We start from the raw sequence: 18,091 nt of genomic DNA, 5'->3' as shown, positions 1-18,091 counted from the left end.
CATTTATCATCTTAAATTATTATATCACCAATTTATAGAATATAAGAGAGTATATATATGCATATATAATTTTTATTTTTTTCTTTAACTGAGTCTCTAAGAAAGCAGTGTGTGATTTTTCTCTGTAGATTTTGTTGTCGTTTGTTCTCTGTAAAAAAACTGTATTAATGATTGTTGAATTAAAGTAATAATATTACTAAATATCCAATATATTACTAAACCTGCAGGAAAGGAAGAAAAAATAAAGATAGAAATATAAGGTAAGAATTTGAGAATGTTTACTTGTATATCGTCTATAGCAATGTTTTCTTGTGCACTCATTTTTTGTTGAATGATCATTGTTAAGCCAAATACTATAGGTAATATACCTATAGAAATAGGAGGAGTATAATTTAGTAATCCAAAAAATGTAAAAATATTGGTTGGATCTGGAGCAGAAAGATCCTGAATCCATAAAATGAAAGGTGCATGTCTCATTTCTATAGTGATAAATAAGACTTTATATAAAGAAAAGAATACTGGTATTTGTATGAGCATAGGAAAAATACTTGAGAGAGGGTTGATATTATTTTTTCTATATAAAGCCATTATTTCCTTATGTTGCTTGAGATTATTTCCTTTATAGCCTTCTTTTATTCTAGTTAATTCAGGTTGTAGCAGTCTCATTTTAAATAGCGAAATATATGATCTATTAGAGAGAGGCAACATCATAATCTTAATCACAAATGTTAAAAGTAATATTGCTAAACCAAAATTTTTTAAGAGATAATTGAAATATTCAAGTAATAAAAAAACTGGTTTAGTGATAAAGTAAAGCACACCAAAATCTACAGCTTTATCAAATAAAGGTATTTGAAGATTCACTTTATATAAATCTAGCAATTTTAATTTTTTTGCACCTGCAAAAAAATGATTTATATAAGAAATATTTTTACCAGGCAATACTTCTTCTGGATTTACTCGAATAAAATCCGTCTGAAATTTATTGATATTATGAATATTAGTATGTTTCACGCTAACATTGAGTAAATCAGCATGTTCTGGAATGATAGCTGTCAGCCAATATTTATCAGCAAATCCAAACCACTGTTTTGCACTAGAACTAACTTTTATTAAATGTTTTTTGGTAATATCTTTATACGTCCATTCTTCTAATTTATTTTCAAATGCTCCTAATACTCCTTCATGAGAAATCCAATAAGAATCATTAATACCATCACGTTTACGATAAATTCTCCCATAGGGTATTAATTTCACTTTATCCTGTGTATTATTTTCCACTATCTGTTCAATTTTGAACATATAATTATCATCTAGATAAATATGCATTTTAAATATAAGGCCGTTATTATTATCCCAAAATAAATGTATCATACGATCAGTTAGAGTAAGTTGTTCAACCTGCCATTCTGAATTAGCATCTGGTACTATGATTATTCCAGTTGGAGATATCCATCCAAATTCAGCGAAATATACATCTTGTGATTTTTCAGGAGACAGTAATTCTACCTGTGTAGAAGATAGATTAGAATCTACATGATAATGTGATAACACTAAGTCGTCGAATTTTGCACCTTTGAGATAAATTGAACCTTTAACCACATCATTCATAAATTTTGCCCTATGTTCTATAGTCGATTGAATAATATCAGAACGTTTCTGTTCTATTATACTAGGAATATCATTATAAGAATCAACTTGCTGAATATATGGCTCAAGAGACAGACTATTCTTGTCTTTATTAAGAATGTGATTGTAAATGATATGCCAACATAAAACTATTAAAATAGAAAAGATTACTGCCAAAATGAGGTTCTTGACTTCTGACATATACAATTAATCTTAATATCGCTCAGAATGAAGGATATCTTAAATATTGTATTAAAACAATAAGATACTTGTGATTCTTCAACACTTCAGCAATTTCACTTGATATAATATATTTGATTACTATATTGTATTCATATTAAAATGATGATTTTCATTTATTACAGAATATGGGTGATAACATTAGTAGATATAAAAATTGAAGAATAAGCACCAATCAAAACACCAAATATAAGAATTAGGCTAAAATCTCTTACTGGACCTGTACACATTAATGATAAAGGAAGTATAGACATGACAGTTGTACCAGAAGTAAAGATAGTGCGTGTGAGTGTTGTATTGATGCTTGTATCTACTACTTGATCATCTATATTACCATCTTGATTGATTCTAGTGTATTCACGTATCCTATCATATATTACAACTGAATTATTGACTGAATAGCCAATAATAGTCAGTAATGCAGAAATCGAGGCAATGTTTAATTCAATTAAAGTAATACTCATAAAACCAAGAGATAGTAAGATATCATGTATAAGTGCTATTATACTTCCGAGTCCAAATTTCCAATTAAATCTTAACCAGAGATATAGAAATATTCCGATCATTGCAGCTAAGATTGCTTTTAATCCTATAGCAAACTGCTGTTTGCCTACTTGAGGACCAATACAATCTATTTTACGATAATCTATTGCATCATCTAGTGATTCTTCTAAAAGAGTTTTGATCTCTGTAATTTTATTCTCTTGTCCCGTATTTGCAAAATATATACTAAAATTATTATTTGATTGCGTGCTACGTACTTTTAATCCATTTTCCGTTAATATATCAAGAATTTCTTGATTCTTATCTGATGACTGTATCTCTATTACAATACCACCTGTTAATTCTATACCTAAAATTATACCTTGTAATATCAAGTATATCAATGTCATGATAGTCATCAGAGAGCTAAATAATACAGCTATATTTTTATATTGACTAAATTTAATATTTAGATTGTCTAGTTTTAATCTCAATAACATATTATTCTCAATAGAACAATTATCTATTGTATTTTTTAAAAAGATTTATTGATATATTCTCTCATTAAGTTTTTATCCTATAGTGTGTCTTGAATGGTAAAAAAGTAACAATTAAATACCCACAAGTAATCATAGCAGTGCCACACCATATTATAGACATACCTGGTTTATAATATACTTTAGATGCTATTTTATTTCTAGTATGATCAATCTCTCCAATAACGACATAAATATCATACATAATATTATGATAAATGCTACTTTCAAGATTTTTCTTACCTTCTACAAGATAGATTCTATATTCAGGTGTCACATAACCTAATATCTTGTGATTTAATAAATCTTTAATATCAAATATCCCTCTAATACCATGATAATGTTTTTCTTGTATATACTCAACATTCCTTAATGTTACTCTAAATTTATTTATCATAATACTATCTCCTATTTTGAGATACTGTTCTTTTTTTTCTTGCCATCCTATCATATCAGATATACCAAAGATTAAAATTGCAATTCCAGCATGAGCTAACATCATTGCATAGTAAGACCAAGAGATATGTTTTGAGATAAGGATTGACTGATAAAATGATCTTTTGAATAAGGAAATCTTTTTACTATATGATTCTAAAATAGATGCTAATAATCCTAGTGAAAGAGTCATTGATAATATAATGATTATTTTCATGTGATAAATAAAAGGTATGATAGATAACATAATACAGAATGTGAATCTATAGTCATGAAAGATAAAAATCATGCTTTTTTCTTGCCAATGACAGTATTGGCTCATGATCATGAACAATAAAATGATCAACGCTATTGGACTTAATAAAGAATTATAATAGGGCGCACCAACTGAAATACGCTCACCTGTGAAATATTCAAGTATTATAGGATATGTCGTTCCAATAAAAAGAATGAAAAATACAGTAATAAATAATAGATTATTCATTATAATTAAAGTCATTTTAGAAAAAAGTACTTTAATTTTTTTGGTTTTATATCCTGTACAATCAGTGATATAACATCTAGTAAAAACTAAAAATATTATGATGCTACTGATCGTAATGATAATGAGTAAGAGTAGAATATATAATCCATACTTTGCATCATGTGCAAATGTATGTACTGAGAGTAATATTCCTGAGCGTACAAGAAATGTTCCCATGACACTTAAAAGAAAAATGATAATAGTAAGAAAAATGGCAAGATTCTTAAAAAGATTAAATTTTTGTACTATAAGTAATAAATGTGTTGTAGCGACTGCAATCAGCCATGGCATCAAGGAGATATTTTCTACTGGATCCCAAAACCAAAATCCACCCCAACCAAGTTCACGATATGCCCACCAACTTCCCAATCCAATACCTAATGTCAGTAATGCACAAGAAAGAGTCATCCAAGGCATAACTATTTTTGCCCATATTTTTCCTTCAATATTCTTAATTAATCCCGCTATAGATAGTGAAAAGGGCACGCTAAATCCTAAATAACCTAGATATAATATTGGAGGATGAATTGCAAGCCCGAAATCTTGTAATATCGGATTCAAGCCCAATCCATCTTTGTATATATGAATTGTTTTCATAAATGGATTAGAAATCAATAACACAAATATTAAAAAATAGAAGCAAATCATGCCATGAGTTATTAATGATAGTGTTTTAAAAGATAAATTTTGTATGTATTCGTATATTATACCATTACTCTGTCTAGATATTTGTGATATATCTATACAAGAAGGAAGCACGATATCTATAAGCAGAAGATATAAAGTAAGAATAAACACCCATAGCAACATAGAACCTTCTTTATTGCCCCAAACGCCGCATATTTTATAGATTAAAGGCTTAGTTGTATGAGAATAAGAATAGACATTTTCAAGTAAAAAATCATTTGTAATATGACAATACATTAAAACTGTCATTGCACCTAATAAACAAGCGAATATGGTATTAGTAATACTTCGATAATAAATAGGTTGTACAAAAGAATATGTTAAACATAACATACATGCTGATGATAAGAAGATATTGCCAAGATAAGACATGATGCTATATTAGTATAGCTTTATATTACTTATATATCGCTAAAAATAAAAGTGCAATTTTCAATATATTATTTTCATCTCTACATCACAATTTATAGTTAAAGAATAAAATATTAGTCTTTTTAAAGAATAAAATATTAGTCTTTATTCTCATATTAGTATATCATGCTTGATGCAAATATTCGATAGAATAGCTAATAGTAGTAGATTGTATTCAAATATATTGTAGCTATAACATATTACAATAAAGTAGTAGATGTAATGTGAAATATTTTTTTGATAACTTTTTACTGACATGAGTGTTTTTTTAGAAAAGTAATATATCAGAAGATTTTATATGACATGTATTGTCATTAAGTGACATTTTAATGTATAGAACATCACATTATGAAAACAATTAATCATTTAGTACAAGAAGGAGCAAGATTATTACAATCCTATCAAATCGCATCACCTTATTTAGACTCTGAAATCATTATGACGCATGTATTAAAAGAAAGTCGCTCATTTCTTATTTTATATCATACTAGTTTAGTAACACAAAAACAAGAATTGCTATTTTGGAAATTAATAAAAAAAAGATCAGAGAGATATCCAATATCTCAACTGATAGGACAACGTGAATTCTGGAGTAAAAATTTTATAGTCAATGAGTATGTGTTTGATCCAAGACCAGATAGTGAAACTATTATCACAACAGTATTAAGATACTATTTATATAGAGATCAGATATTCAAAATTGCTGATTTCGGTACAGGTACTGGATGTTTGTTAATCTCTTTGTTGAGTGAGTATCATAATGCTTATGGTATTGGTTTTGAAACAAATTTACATGCATATAGAATAGCCTATCAGAATATATTACAACATAATCTGCTCAAGAGATGCAAAGTCTTACCTATATCTTGGACAGAATGTCACGGGTTGTTTGATCTGATCATTAGTAATCCTCCATACATAAAAAGTAGTAAATTGCAAAATCTACAATCAGAAGTACAAAAGGAACCTAAGAGTGCGCTTGATGGTGGTATTGATGGATTAAGTTGTTACTTCAGTATTTTCCCAATAATAAAAGTATGTCTCAAAAAAAATGGGCTTGCTATCCTAGAGATAGGAGAAGATCAATATGATATTGAAAGTCTCATTCCATTGTATAAACTATTATTTCAGGAATATGTATATGATTTAGGAGGAAGAAAAAGATGTATTGTTATATATAATCCAGAATAAATATTTTTTTTCATAAATTTATATACTTAATATATTGTATTAAATATTATATCTTGATTAATCAATACTTTCAGTGCAGTACCATGACTAAGATAAATGGTTGATCTTTTTTCTGTAGAGTTTTTGAATGAATTACGAAAATTTTTCAAAATATTACTCATTGATGTATTAATGATATCCTTGTCAAGGGTTTGTTGATTTTTCTGAGATTGATTTATTAATTGATTAATTTGCTCTATATTGATACTATTTAATACATTTTCTTGAATGTCTAATAATGATGCTATTTCTTTTTTAAAGATTCTGATACGATCTTGATCATTATTAGAATGAGAAATATTTTTAATAGCCTCACATGATAATTGCCATTTTCTTTCTTCTAGATTCTGCAAATGATTTTTCGCAGAATCGTCTGATGATATAGTATTAAGAATCATTGTTTTTAATGTACCAGTGTCTATTACAGGATTGTTTTTTGTTATGTCACTTGAAGTGCTCATCATCTGAAAATGAAAAATCTTTTCTGCTAAAATAGAACCAGTTGCAATACTAGCTAGTATCATTGAAGATAATTTGGATAATTTATTTTCTACTACTCCACTGATTCCTACTCTTCCTAGCAAATCAGTACTAGGTGACGATATAGTAATATCTATACCTTGAGGTAAAATAATTCTATTCCAATTAATATTTATTAATGGTCTATCAGTATTCAATACACATGAATAACTACCTATCAATTTTGATCCTTTAGGTATTAAAATTTCATTGCCTGTTTCCGAATATACATCTCTACTCACAATAGCACGTAACATACCATTGAGATCAGAATCTATTGCAGTTTCAAGCACTGCATCAATAATCTTACCCTGAATAATCATATAATTTAATTTGGGCAACTGATTTACTTTTGATCTTGTGATTACATCATTAATCGGAGTAGAAGAATAGGATTCTACATGATCAAGTATGTGTTTATCATTAATAGATGATACAACAAGCATATTTGCATTACGACGTGATTTAGGATACACACTGATACTCTTATTATTAGAATATAATAAGGAAGAAGCATGATTCTTCGTACTTGTAATAGGAAGACTTGTTTTTGGAGATATAGAGATATTTGTGCGTGTAGTATATTGCATACTCGCTTTTTGGTAAGACTGTTTAATATAACAATAGTAAATTGTGATACTTAAAACTAGAGCACATGATGTAATTATCATCATTAATCTCTTATAAGAGTAACGTGAGAATATTGTCAATATCTTACTTACTAAATAAGAGATTCTTAAATTACTATCTAATATTAAAGCCATCTTTTCAGTGCAATTTATAGTACAGTATTTACTACTTTTAATTCATTATTTTGATAATATATAAATAATTTTTTATATACTCCCTTAATTACGATATAACCATCAAAAAATAATCTTCTACAGTAGCATCGCATTTGAGCGTTATTCTCATCTACAACTAAAATTTGAGGTATTATATTTAGATCACTCAACTTCAAATATGTTAATAATCCATCATCAAATATTTTGAATGGTATGAGTCTATTGTTATTTTCTTCATCTGTATATTGATAATGATTTATTGTATTATTTTCTTGTATTATCTCTTCTGTCTGATACACAGAGCTTTGTACTTTTAAGCTTTCAAATCTATCTAGAGCATTTTGTTCACTCTCTTTAGGATAGCAAAAACGTATTATATAAGTTATACTCTCTTCTGCAAAACAAGCATCATTCTTGATCTCATCAAAATTATGCTTACAATATGGTCTTGATACTAAATCAAATACATAACTCCTCTTTTTTGTAGTAGTAATCATCATATTAGTCTGTGCAGTATACTCAAATGGTATAATGAGCAACTTATTATCATATGGCATCAAGTTCCAACTTGATTCATCACCTACAGATATAGTCAATATTTTTTCTCCTTCTGCAAATTCAATATAAGAACAAAATCCGTAACTAAGATTCACTGTAAATACTTGATCAGAAGTATATAATAATGTTTTTATTCTATGATCCACATAATATGCAATATTATTGCAATCAATACATGCACTAAGATTACTACTTATTAATAAAGCAAACAATAGTAATGTTCTATATTTGCTCATTGCATCATGTGATAGGTCAAAATTTCTGTATCTTTTTAAAGAGCAAAATATCTTAGCATATTTTTTTATCAATGTCTAGATATTAGTATTGCTATACAATATTACACATTGCACAATATAATCATAAAACTATCATGTAGTACTGACTATACCTAATTATAGGATTCATAAATCTTTGATTCAGATCATACACATTTTGTAGAGATTTATTTGAATAATGCGAATTTATTAATAATAGTCACTATATTGTCTGGATATCTCAATGGCCTTTTTAAATATTGATCGCGATATTTACTCGATTGTGTGAATATAGAATTATGCATTCATGTTAAATGATTTATGATATTGTAATGTAAAAATTAAAAAATAATATGTTGTGATTATGTTCTAATATTTCATATATTAATAAAAAACTTATCCAAGATATCAAAATGTTTACTATCTTTACATTCAATACTATTAATTATATGTAGATTATATAGAAAAATTTGGAGAAGTGCAGGGAGGGTATATGCGGCCGAGAAGACTTGAACTTCCAAGGCACGATTAAAGAGCCACAGCGACCTCAACGCTGCGTGTCTACCAAATTCCACCACGGCCGCGTATATTCTTAATCTTATGGATAATTTTAGAATATGTCTGTATATATGTCAACTTGATACTTTAAAAAGAAGAAATCTCTTATGAGCATACATTAAGATCTATAATATATACAATGATAAGTAATGATATTTTATTATAATGGATCATCAAATGATTTTCTAAATAACGAGATACAATTCTATACTCATCTAGTAATTTCTTGAAGCGAGTATATTATACTATTTAAAGTAAATATTTTGAATATTGAAAGATGTTTATATAAAGATAATGATCAATAATTGTCATTATTAATAATGATGTAATATTTTTAATAGAGTTATCTGTAAACTCATTCATAGTCAAGTAGAAAATTTCTCTGATACTTTATCTACATATATCATTAAGAGATTTGCAAAAAATCATGACTGTAATTCATTTGAGTAATATTTGAGTAATATTTTATCTCTGAAGGATATGAGATTATTTAAATAATACTATAATTGTTATGAAATGTTATTTTAAAATGAGTATATAAAATATAATTTCAGTAACATCATAACCTCTATACATTTTATATCTTGTATTACTACAAATATCTTATTGAGAGACTACTATTTTCAATAGAAATACTAGTTCATGCTGTACACATGAAACATCTTGACTTAAAGTAATAATTATTTAGTATTTAACGTGACTATATCTCGCTACAACTGTAATATACTATATACTTGGATACATTGATATGATCGTTTCTCGTAAAAGTCCTGTAAAACAAAAAAGTAATAAAAACAATATAGTAGGCAGTATTGATATAATAAAAACCGCAGGTGAACTATCACTGCATAAGGGTTTAGATTTTGAAGTCATAATCAAAGCACTAGAAAGTGCAATAGAAGCAGTAGCGCATCAAAAATATGGTAGTAAAAGTAAAATTTTAGTGAATATAGATAGAAGTACAGGTAAAGTCACTGCATATAGACAACTTAAGGTTATCGATGATAAACAATGTGATAAAGTAGAAAGTATTGATTTTGCATATATTTCTCTTACACACGCTAAATTAATAAAAGCAGATGCAAAGATTGGAGACTCAATACATGAATTACTTGCTCTGAATACTGATCTTGCTTCTGCAAGAATTGCACAACAACGGATTAGTCAAATTATAAAAGATGAAGAATTAAAGAAGCAATACGAAGAATTTAAAGATAAGTTAGGAGAGATTAGGTATGGTATTGTTAAACAAGTAGAATATTCAGATCTTATTGTAGATATTAATATTAATGGCACTAGAGCATATCTTCCTTTTCGGAATTTAATTACTGGTGAAGCATTTCGAGAAGGTGATAAGATTAAAGCTTATATACATTCTGTTAAAAAATCTGATGATGGACGACAAATTATTCTCTCTAGAGTACATAAGGGATTTTTAGAATCATTACTCAAGCAAGAAATACCAGAAATATCTGACGGATTAGTCGTTATCAAAGGAATCTCAAGAGATGCTGGCTCTAGATCTAAGGTTGCAGTTTTCTCTCCTGATAGAAATATTGATCCAGTTGGGGCATGTGTCGGAATTAAAGGAGATAGAATAAAGGCCATTATACATGAATTAAATGGTGAAAAAATTGATATTATTCACTTCTCTCCAGATTTAGGACAATTTGTGATTAAAGCGATTACTCCTGCAGAAGTTTCAAGAGTAATTATTGATGAGAACACAAACTGCATAGAGTTAATAGTACGTGATGATCAATTAAGTTTAGCAATAGGTAAAAAGGGCCAAAATGTTAGATTGACTTCAGAACTTGTAGGATGGAAAATTGAAATTTTAAGCACTCAACAGGAATCAGAAAGACGTGTTATAGAGCTCAAACAATGTTCAAAATTATTTACTGAAGCATTAAATTTAGAAGAGATGATGGGTCAATTATTAGTGACAGAAGGCTTTTTAAGCATAGAAGATATTGCACATGCTACATTTAAAGAAATATCTACAATTGAAGGCTTTAATGAGGATATTGCACATGAATTACTACATAGAGCAAATAAGTATCTACAAGAAGAAAATAATAAAAAAATATCAGAATTAAAGAATTTAGGAATGGAAGATGAAATCATGAATTTATCTCTATCGATAGATGAAAAAATTGTTCTTAGTAAGAATGGTGTGTGCAAATTAAAAGATTTAGCAGATTTATCAAGTTATGAACTGTGTAATATATTATCTTCTATATCTGATAATAATTGCAATACAGAGTATTTAAAATATACTGCAGAATCAATCATCATAGAAGCTCGTAAAAAACTTGGAGTAATATAAAATATAATATATATGGAAGATGCAGATACTAGCAGCAAAAAATTAACCCTACAAGGATTCAGTAAGTTAAAACTCAATCTTGAGTTTAACGCTTTAGCTAGTCGTAATACCTGTGCGACAATAGTCAAAAAAAGAAGAAGAAATAATACTCATACTGATAATACAGTAAATAGTGATAATGATTCTAATTTAGTGTCTCTCACAGAACAAGAGAAAATTTTTCGTATCACTGCTGTACAAAATGCAGTGTGCTTGCAAGAAAAACAACAAAGAGCATCAGAAGATGAATTAGTGCAAACAAAATTCAGTAATTCGTCTTTTGAGATACAAAATAAAAAAGAAGAAACGCATATTAATACAGTATCTGACAAAATAAATAAAAAATTCTTGGATGATTCTCATTTATCTAACTTAAAAGAAGAAGATGATAGTGACAACAAAACTATAAATAAAAAGCCAAAAATCAGTAAAGATATATATTCTAAACATTCCAAATTAGTGATTACGCAAGCAATAGATGAAAAAGATGAAAAATCCGATCACTCTCTCTTACAGCCAAGAGTGATTCTAAAAAATCGCAAGTCAAAATCGATTAAAGGTGCAAACATCTCAAGATTAGTAGTAATTCCAGATTATATTACAGTGAGAGAATTAGCTATTCGTATGGCAGAAGATAGTCGAAGTGTTCTAAAAATATTTAAAGAAGAAAGTAATCAATCATCTCATACATTGAATGATATTATCGATTCAGAGATAGCATGTAGAATAGTAAAAAAATTTCATCACACTGTTAAACGTATCAGTCATGCAAATAAAGAACAAGATATTTTATTGATAGAGAATAAGGAGTTTTTATCTAAAAAACCTAAACCACCTATTGTTACTTTTATGGGTCATGTTGATCATGGTAAAACATCATTATTAGATGCATTGCGGACTGCAAATGTCGCAGATACAGAATTAGGTGGTATCACGCAGCATATAAGTGCCTATCAAATTAGTAATCATAATAATCAAAAAATAACTTTTATTGATACTCCAGGACATGAAGCATTTACTGCAATGCGTGCATGTGGTGCGCATATAACTAATATTATCGTTATTGTTATTGCTGCTGGTGATGGCGTGATGCCACAAACAATTGAAGCAATCAATCATGCAAGAAAATCAAATGTTGCTATCATAGTTGCTATTAATAAAATTGATCAAGTTCATCGTGATAATATAGAAAAAATAATTAATGGTTTGCCGAAATATAATCTTATACCAGAATCTCTAGGTGGTGATATAATGGTCATACCAGTATCAGCAAAAAAGAAAATCAATCTAGATAAATTAGAAGAGTCAATCTTATTTATCTCTGAATTAATGAACTTAGAAGCAATAGAGGATTGTAGAGCACTTGGATACGTAATAGAATCAAGAATTGATAAGCATCAAGGTATATCAGCGACATTAATTGTGCAAGAAGGTACATTAAAAATTGGCAATTTATTAGTAGTAGGAACAACGTATGGTAAAGTACGTAGTATGTTCAATCATTTGGGCAATAAAGAGAAAAAAGCATTACCTTCTACTCCAGTTGAGATTACTGGATTACATGAATTACCTAAAACAGGAGATACATTTGTTGTGGTTTCTTCTGAAAAAAAAGCACGTGAAATTATAAAGTATAGATTAGAATTACATGCACAAACAAATGAAAATATCATTCATGATACTTTGGATATCATTAATAGTGATAATAATAAAATAGAAGAACTATCTGTAGTATTAAAATGCGATGTGATGGGATCTCTTGAAGCAATGTCTCATGTCATTGATCAATTAAGTAAAAAATCTATCAAATTCAATATATTATATAAAGGGGTTGGCAGTGTTACAGAATCAGATATTTTATTAGCAGAAGCTTCACATGCCATAATTTTAGCATTTAATCTCAAAGTAGAGACTAAAATTAGACACCTAGCACAACAGAAAGGTATCATCCTATATACTGATAATATCATATATAAACTTATTGATAATATCAGAGCTTTTTTAACTACTATTCTCAAACCTATTATACGAGAAGTAAGAATAGGCTCTGCATGTGTGAGACAAATATTTAATATGTCTAAATCTGGTAATATCATAGGATGCTATGTAAGTGATGGAGTAATAAAAAAAGATGCGATTATTAAAGTGAAACGTAATAGCCAGTTATTACATAATGGTAGACTAAAAGCGCTACGCAGATTTAAAGATGATGTTAAAGAAGTAGGTCTAAATTTTGAATGTGGAGTATTGTTAGATAGTAATATTGATGTAAGAGTGGGAGATATAATAGAAGCATTTCAATTAATAGAAGAAGTAAGAGAATTATAGATATGCAAAAAGAAATTAGACAACAAAAAATAGCATCAGTATTACATAGAGCGCTCTCACGCATATCACTACAAGATAAAATATTGAATAAAAATATTGTCATCTCTCATGTAAAACTAAGTAAAGATTTAAAAATAGCATATATATATGTACTGTTATCTGCATTATTATGTAATACTATGACTCAAGATAATGAGATACAAAATAAAAGTCTTGATATCACTAATGTTGTTAACAATCTTAATGATTATTCATATTCAATCCGAAGGGAGATATTCGATTATGTTGAAATGAGATTTATTCCTAAATTCATCTTTAAGTCTGATGTACAGTTCAATGCACTTTTGCATTTTATGTAAAAAAAGTTCTTAACACTTTTTATGATCACACTTTATATCTCGTTAATGAGATTAGATAATATAACTGGTTTATGGCTTTTATTATTTTCAAGTTTAAGTGGTATTTTATTAGCTTCGCATACTATTTCTTATGATACTTGTTTATTATTAATCCTATTTACTATAGGATCATGCTTAATGCGCCCTGCAGGATGCATAATTAACGATATATTAGATAAAGATATAGACAGATGTGTGCATCGTACAAAATATAGACCATTAGCAATTGGTACACTCAAAATATATCATGCCTTCATTATCCTATTATTTTTACTATCTTTCTCATTGATCCTTTTACTGTATACAAATAGATGTACAATTATTCTTGGTGTAATATCAATGTGTATGATCATCGTCTATCCTTTATGTAAACGATATATTTGGTGTCCACAATTATTTTTAGGCTTTACCTTTAATATGGGAAGTCTTATGGGAGCAACAGCAATTAAAAGCGAAATTACTATAGAGGCTATACTATTTTATCTTGGATGCGTAACATGGACACTGAGTTATGATACTATATATTCCTATCAAGATATGGAAGAAGATAAAAAACTAGGATTATACTCTACTGCATTCTGCTTTGGTAAAAAAAACAATATCTGGTTAAATATTTGTTATTTGTTGTCCTTGATATTTTGGATGTATTCTGCTATCGCATCATCGCTAAATAATATTTTTTATTTTGTACTATGTATCATAGCACTTATTTTATATCGCCAAAATACTAATTTACACGTTGATGTAGCAAGATATATGAATATATTTAAAAATCAATTTTATGTTGGATTATTACTTGTATGTGGTATGCTATTAGATAGATTAATAGGAAATCTACTATTTGATTTATCATAATCATTTTCTCTATTTCACTTATTATGAGAAACCATACAGTCAAATTCAATCTAGTTATTTCATAAAAAATAACCTGATGATATGACACAATATTATCAAATAAATCCGATTGTCTCTCTAATAAATTTCATATTTTGTTGTGCAATTTTTTCTGCTTTTTTCTGACCTATTTTTAATATTTTTAGTAAGTAGTTTTTATCTTGTAATAAATCGTGAATACGTATGCGTATGGGAGATAGCGTACTGATAATTAAATCAGATAATTCTCTTTTGAAGCGTCTCATATTATGTTGATTTATCTCTCTACATACTTGTTCAATAGAATGATCACTCACGCTAGAGTAAATTTTTATCAAATTATTTATTTCAGGACGTTCTACTAAAGTATCAATATTACAACCTATTATTGAATCTGTTTTTGCTTTTTGTATTTTTTTTACAATTAATTCATTTGAATCATCTAAGTGAATACTCGAATAATCTGAAGTACAAGACTTACTCATTTTGCTTGTACCATTTCTTAAGCTCATTATTCTTGCTGTCGATTCTGAGATTAATGCTTCAGGTAAAATAAAATAATCAGTCTTATAATATTGATTAAAAGATAATGCAATCTTGCGTGTCAACTCTAAGTGTTGAATTTGATCCTGACCAACAGGTACATACTTAGTGCGATATAGTAATATATCTGCAGCCATAAGTACTGGATAGCTATATAATCCAAGAGAAGATTTATATTGATCACGTATCACTTTATCTTTAAATTGCGTCATTCGATTGAGCCAACCAAGAGGTACATGACATCCAAGAAGCCATGCAAGCTCCACATGAGCACTAACTGAAGATTGAAGAAAAATAACAGAGTGTTTTGGATTGATACCACATGCTATATAAGTTGCCGCTGTTTTCAATATATTACTTTCTAATTGTATAGAGGACAATCTTTGTGAGGTGATAGCATGTAAATCAACAATACAAAAGATAGATTGATATTTTTTTTGTAAAGTCACCCATTGTCTAATTGCACCTAAATAATTACCTAAATGTATCATACCACTTGGTTGAATACCTGAGAACATTACAGAAGTATTATGTGTACACATCACAGGTTTTTTATATAAAATATGTCAATTTGCACTTATTATATAGAACATATAATGTATCATGATTCAACAGATATTATTGCTCATGCTACTCAGGTGATGCTATCTTTTTAGCAATAATGACCATAGCAGGACGAAGTAATCTATTTTTTATAGTATAACCAGTTTGTAATATTTCAATAATAGTACCAGGTGTTTCTTTACTATCTTCTCTTTCCATAATTGCCTGATGCAGGTTACTATCAAAGTACTGACCTAAAGGATATATTTCTTCAATATCATATTTTTTAAAATCATTCATGATTTTCTGATAAGCGACTTTAATACCCTCATGAATAGGATCATTTTCTTGCAAATTTTCCATGATTTTTTTTAAGTTATCACATGACTCTATCATATCACGAGCAAATTTTGTACATGCATAATCACTTGCATCATTAATTTGCTTGTGCATAATTCGCTTGACATTTTCATTATCTGCAATAGCACGACGTAAATGATCTTCAAGCTGAGATGCTCGCTCCTTTAATACATTAAAATCTTCATTTAATTTTTTATGTATATTATCGGTATGATACTGATCTTTATTTTCAGACTCATTACTAGTATCTATATTAGTATCTATATTAGTATCTATACTAGTATCTATACTAGTATACTGCTCCTTTTGCTCTGTAACACTGTTTGACATTTTATCATTTTCCTTAGAAATACTGATCAATATATAGCAATTAATCTATCAAGATACAAGCATTAGCTATGTTTCTCTATTTATGCTAGATTTGATAAATGTAATCAATGCACTCTTGTAGAGAGAATGAGGAAAGTCATTCAGATTATCTTGTGCTATATTGAGATAATATTGTGCTTTTTGTATAGAAAGATAGATAGCATGATGTTGCGCAATATACTTCCATGCTTGATCAAAATTGCGTTCATTTGAATAAAAATATTCTTTCCAAAATTTTCTCTGTTGTATATTACCTTTTTCATATGCAATAATGACTGGTAAAGTCACTTTTCTATCATGAAAGTCCTTGCCAACTTTTTTTCCATAAGAATCTTGATATGCAGTATAATCTAGAATATCGTCAATAATTTGGAATGCCATGCCAAAGTTAAAGCCAAAATTTTTCAATCTATATATTTCATCCTGTGTAGCAGTAGATACAGTAGATATTGCTTCACAACATGCAGAAAATAAAGATGCTGTTTTTTCTCCAATAATAGCAAAGTAATTTGTATGCATTAGATCTAGATCAATACATTCTGTCATTTGCTTGATCTCACCTTTGACAAGAGCATGAGATGCTTGAGATAAAATGCGCAGAATATTGATATTATTACAATCAATTAACCATCTAAATGCTAAAGTTAATAATAAATCTCCAGCTAAAATACTTGCTTTATTTCCCCAAATAATATGTGCTGTTTGAATGCCATGACGTATCTCACTATCATCAAGAACATCATCATGTAGTAAAGTCGCATAATGTATACACTCTACCGAAGCAGCAATTTGAATCCGATTTGTTTCAAAATATTGCAGCATTTTGCATATAATAAAGACTAATTTAGGTCTAATCCTTTTTCCACCTGCTCTCACAAGACGTAGTAGAAGATTTGAAGCATATGCAGTGACTTCATGATCTTGGATATTGTGAGAAAGAAAATCATGCATCGCAGATATATCAGAAGAAATAATATCGTCTAATATAGAATAATTTGGAGTATTAATTTCCATGACTAAGATTCTCTATATATCTATTGATCGAAATGATGATCTTGACATCAAGTTCTCATAGGTATCACTTAATCTTATATTCCTTTTTTTATAAACCATATAATTTTTTTAGTTGCCTGTGCACCTACTCCTAGCCAATACTGTAGTCTATCATTATTGATAACGACACGGTTGCAATCGCCTTTTTGTAGCATAGGATTATAGTGACCTATTCTTTCAATAATTTTACCATCTCTTGGTGCACGTGCATCAGCTATCACTATTCTATAAAAAGGACGTTTCTTTGCTCCAAATCTTGCTAGCCTTATCTTAACTGCCATGATCACCTCTCATTCTAAACGATACTAATAAAATTCTATACAAAAATTGTAGTCTAAGTCAAATCAATTGAATTACTTTATCCTGATATCATATTATAGATATAAAAAAAATATTGATTCATCACTA

14 protein-coding genes and 1 tRNA gene are annotated in these 18,091 nt (G+C 28.4%); 5 read left to right on the top strand and 10 right to left on the bottom strand.

The window, feature by feature from the left end:
• Positions 1–96: 96 nt before the first annotated feature.
• The 3 genes from yidC to MC061_RS01430 all read right to left on the bottom strand — a co-directional run bounded on the left by yidC (position 97) and on the right by MC061_RS01430 (position 4,905).
• The gene (gene yidC / locus MC061_RS01440; RefSeq protein WP_259535428.1) at positions 97–1,830 is read right to left on the bottom strand and encodes a membrane protein insertase YidC; all 1,734 of its coding nucleotides are present in this window, start codon (positions 1,828–1,830) and stop codon (positions 97–99) included.
• A gap of 158 nt (positions 1,831–1,988) precedes the next feature.
• On the bottom strand, positions 1,989–2,852 hold the full coding sequence (gene secF, locus MC061_RS01435; RefSeq protein WP_259535426.1) for a protein translocase subunit SecF: 864 nt from the start codon (positions 2,850–2,852) through the stop codon (positions 1,989–1,991).
• Positions 2,853–2,916: 64 nt separating this feature from the next.
• A complete protein-coding gene (locus MC061_RS01430; protein WP_259535424.1) occupies positions 2,917–4,905 on the bottom strand; it encodes a heme lyase CcmF/NrfE family subunit in 1,989 nt (662 codons plus the stop codon).
• A 387-nt stretch (positions 4,906–5,292) separates the two neighbouring features.
• Here MC061_RS01430 and prmC point away from each other — a divergent pair, with 387 nt between their 5' ends.
• Positions 5,293–6,135, top strand: a complete 843-nt coding sequence (gene prmC, locus MC061_RS01425) for a peptide chain release factor N(5)-glutamine methyltransferase (protein ID WP_259535422.1) — start codon at positions 5,293–5,295, stop codon at positions 6,133–6,135.
• Between the two features lie 26 nt (positions 6,136–6,161).
• On the opposite strand, the gene MC061_RS01420 is transcribed toward prmC, so the two are convergent.
• From MC061_RS01420 to MC061_RS01410, 3 genes are all read right to left on the bottom strand, one after another.
• Positions 6,162–7,283 (bottom strand): TraB/TrbI/VirB10 family type IV secretion system protein, encoded by a 1,122-nt coding sequence (locus tag MC061_RS01420; protein ID WP_259535420.1) that lies wholly within the window; start codon positions 7,281–7,283, stop codon positions 6,162–6,164.
• A gap of 188 nt (positions 7,284–7,471) precedes the next feature.
• Complete coding sequence (locus tag MC061_RS01415; RefSeq protein WP_259535418.1) at positions 7,472–8,272, bottom strand: TrbG/VirB9 family P-type conjugative transfer protein; 801 nt, start codon at positions 8,270–8,272, stop codon at positions 7,472–7,474.
• A 512-nt stretch (positions 8,273–8,784) separates the two neighbouring features.
• Positions 8,785–8,874, bottom strand: a tRNA-Leu gene (locus tag MC061_RS01410).
• A 722-nt stretch (positions 8,875–9,596) separates the two neighbouring features.
• On the opposite strand from MC061_RS01410, the gene nusA reads away from it, so the two are divergent.
• From nusA to MC061_RS01390, 4 genes are read left to right on the top strand one after another with little or no spacing between them, the layout of a single operon-like run.
• A complete protein-coding gene (gene nusA, locus MC061_RS01405) occupies positions 9,597–11,177 on the top strand; it encodes a transcription termination factor NusA (RefSeq protein WP_259535416.1) in 1,581 nt (526 codons plus the stop codon).
• A 12-nt stretch (positions 11,178–11,189) separates the two neighbouring features.
• Positions 11,190–13,544, top strand: a complete 2,355-nt coding sequence (gene infB / locus MC061_RS01400; protein ID WP_259535414.1) for a translation initiation factor IF-2 — start codon at positions 11,190–11,192, stop codon at positions 13,542–13,544.
• A gap of 2 nt (positions 13,545–13,546) precedes the next feature.
• Positions 13,547–13,903: a ribosome-binding factor A gene (locus MC061_RS01395; protein WP_259535412.1), complete on the top strand. Its 357-nt coding sequence runs from the start codon at positions 13,547–13,549 to the stop codon at positions 13,901–13,903.
• 21 nt (positions 13,904–13,924) lie between these two features.
• Positions 13,925–14,797, top strand: a complete 873-nt coding sequence (locus tag MC061_RS01390) for a 4-hydroxybenzoate octaprenyltransferase (RefSeq protein ID WP_259535410.1) — start codon at positions 13,925–13,927, stop codon at positions 14,795–14,797.
• Between the two features lie 95 nt (positions 14,798–14,892).
• Here the strand turns inward: MC061_RS01390 and trpS are convergent, their stop codons facing one another.
• The 4 genes from trpS to rpsP form a co-directional block, all read right to left on the bottom strand.
• A complete protein-coding gene (trpS, locus tag MC061_RS01385; RefSeq protein WP_259536248.1) occupies positions 14,893–15,900 on the bottom strand; it encodes a tryptophan--tRNA ligase in 1,008 nt (335 codons plus the stop codon).
• 88 nt (positions 15,901–15,988) lie between these two features.
• On the bottom strand, positions 15,989–16,591 hold the full coding sequence (locus MC061_RS01380; protein ID WP_259535408.1) for a nucleotide exchange factor GrpE: 603 nt from the start codon (positions 16,589–16,591) through the stop codon (positions 15,989–15,991).
• A gap of 66 nt (positions 16,592–16,657) precedes the next feature.
• Positions 16,658–17,644 carry a polyprenyl synthetase family protein gene (locus tag MC061_RS01375; protein WP_259535406.1) on the bottom strand — a complete coding sequence of 329 codons (987 nt, stop codon included), beginning with the start codon at positions 17,642–17,644 and terminating at the stop codon, positions 16,658–16,660.
• Positions 17,645–17,718: 74 nt separating this feature from the next.
• The gene (gene rpsP, locus MC061_RS01370; RefSeq protein WP_259535404.1) at positions 17,719–17,964 is read right to left on the bottom strand and encodes a 30S ribosomal protein S16; all 246 of its coding nucleotides are present in this window, start codon (positions 17,962–17,964) and stop codon (positions 17,719–17,721) included.
• Positions 17,965–18,091: the final 127 nt, after the last annotated feature.

It is taken from the genome of Wolbachia endosymbiont of Howardula sp., assembly GCF_025021925.1.
In the GTDB taxonomy this organism is placed as follows: domain Bacteria; phylum Pseudomonadota; class Alphaproteobacteria; order Rickettsiales; family Anaplasmataceae; genus Wolbachia.
Note: the sequence above shows the minus strand (reverse complement) of the source record. Positions and strands in the feature narration are given on the sequence as shown.

Coding starts and splice junctions, on each gene's coding strand:
- nusA (WP_259535416.1), top strand. CDS start 9,597: ATGATCGTTTCTCGTAAAAGTCCTGTAAAACAAAAAAGTAATAAAAAC.
- trpS (WP_259536248.1), bottom strand. CDS start 15,900: ATGTGTACACATAATACTTCTGTAATGTTCTCAGGTATTCAACCAAGT.
- rpsP (WP_259535404.1), bottom strand. CDS start 17,964: ATGGCAGTTAAGATAAGGCTAGCAAGATTTGGAGCAAAGAAACGTCCT.
- MC061_RS01420 (WP_259535420.1), bottom strand. CDS start 7,283: ATGCAATATACTACACGCACAAATATCTCTATATCTCCAAAAACAAGT.
- MC061_RS01395 (WP_259535412.1), top strand. CDS start 13,547: ATGCAAAAAGAAATTAGACAACAAAAAATAGCATCAGTATTACATAGA.
- MC061_RS01380 (WP_259535408.1), bottom strand. CDS start 16,591: ATGTCAAACAGTGTTACAGAGCAAAAGGAGCAGTATACTAGTATAGAT.
- prmC (WP_259535422.1), top strand. CDS start 5,293: ATGAAAACAATTAATCATTTAGTACAAGAAGGAGCAAGATTATTACAA.
- yidC (WP_259535428.1), bottom strand. CDS start 1,830: ATGTCAGAAGTCAAGAACCTCATTTTGGCAGTAATCTTTTCTATTTTA.
- secF (WP_259535426.1), bottom strand. CDS start 2,852: ATGTTATTGAGATTAAAACTAGACAATCTAAATATTAAATTTAGTCAA.
- infB (WP_259535414.1), top strand. CDS start 11,190: ATGGAAGATGCAGATACTAGCAGCAAAAAATTAACCCTACAAGGATTC.
- MC061_RS01390 (WP_259535410.1), top strand. CDS start 13,925: ATGATCACACTTTATATCTCGTTAATGAGATTAGATAATATAACTGGT.
- MC061_RS01430 (WP_259535424.1), bottom strand. CDS start 4,905: ATGTCTTATCTTGGCAATATCTTCTTATCATCAGCATGTATGTTATGT.
- MC061_RS01415 (WP_259535418.1), bottom strand. CDS start 8,272: ATGAGCAAATATAGAACATTACTATTGTTTGCTTTATTAATAAGTAGT.
- MC061_RS01375 (WP_259535406.1), bottom strand. CDS start 17,644: ATGGAAATTAATACTCCAAATTATTCTATATTAGACGATATTATTTCT.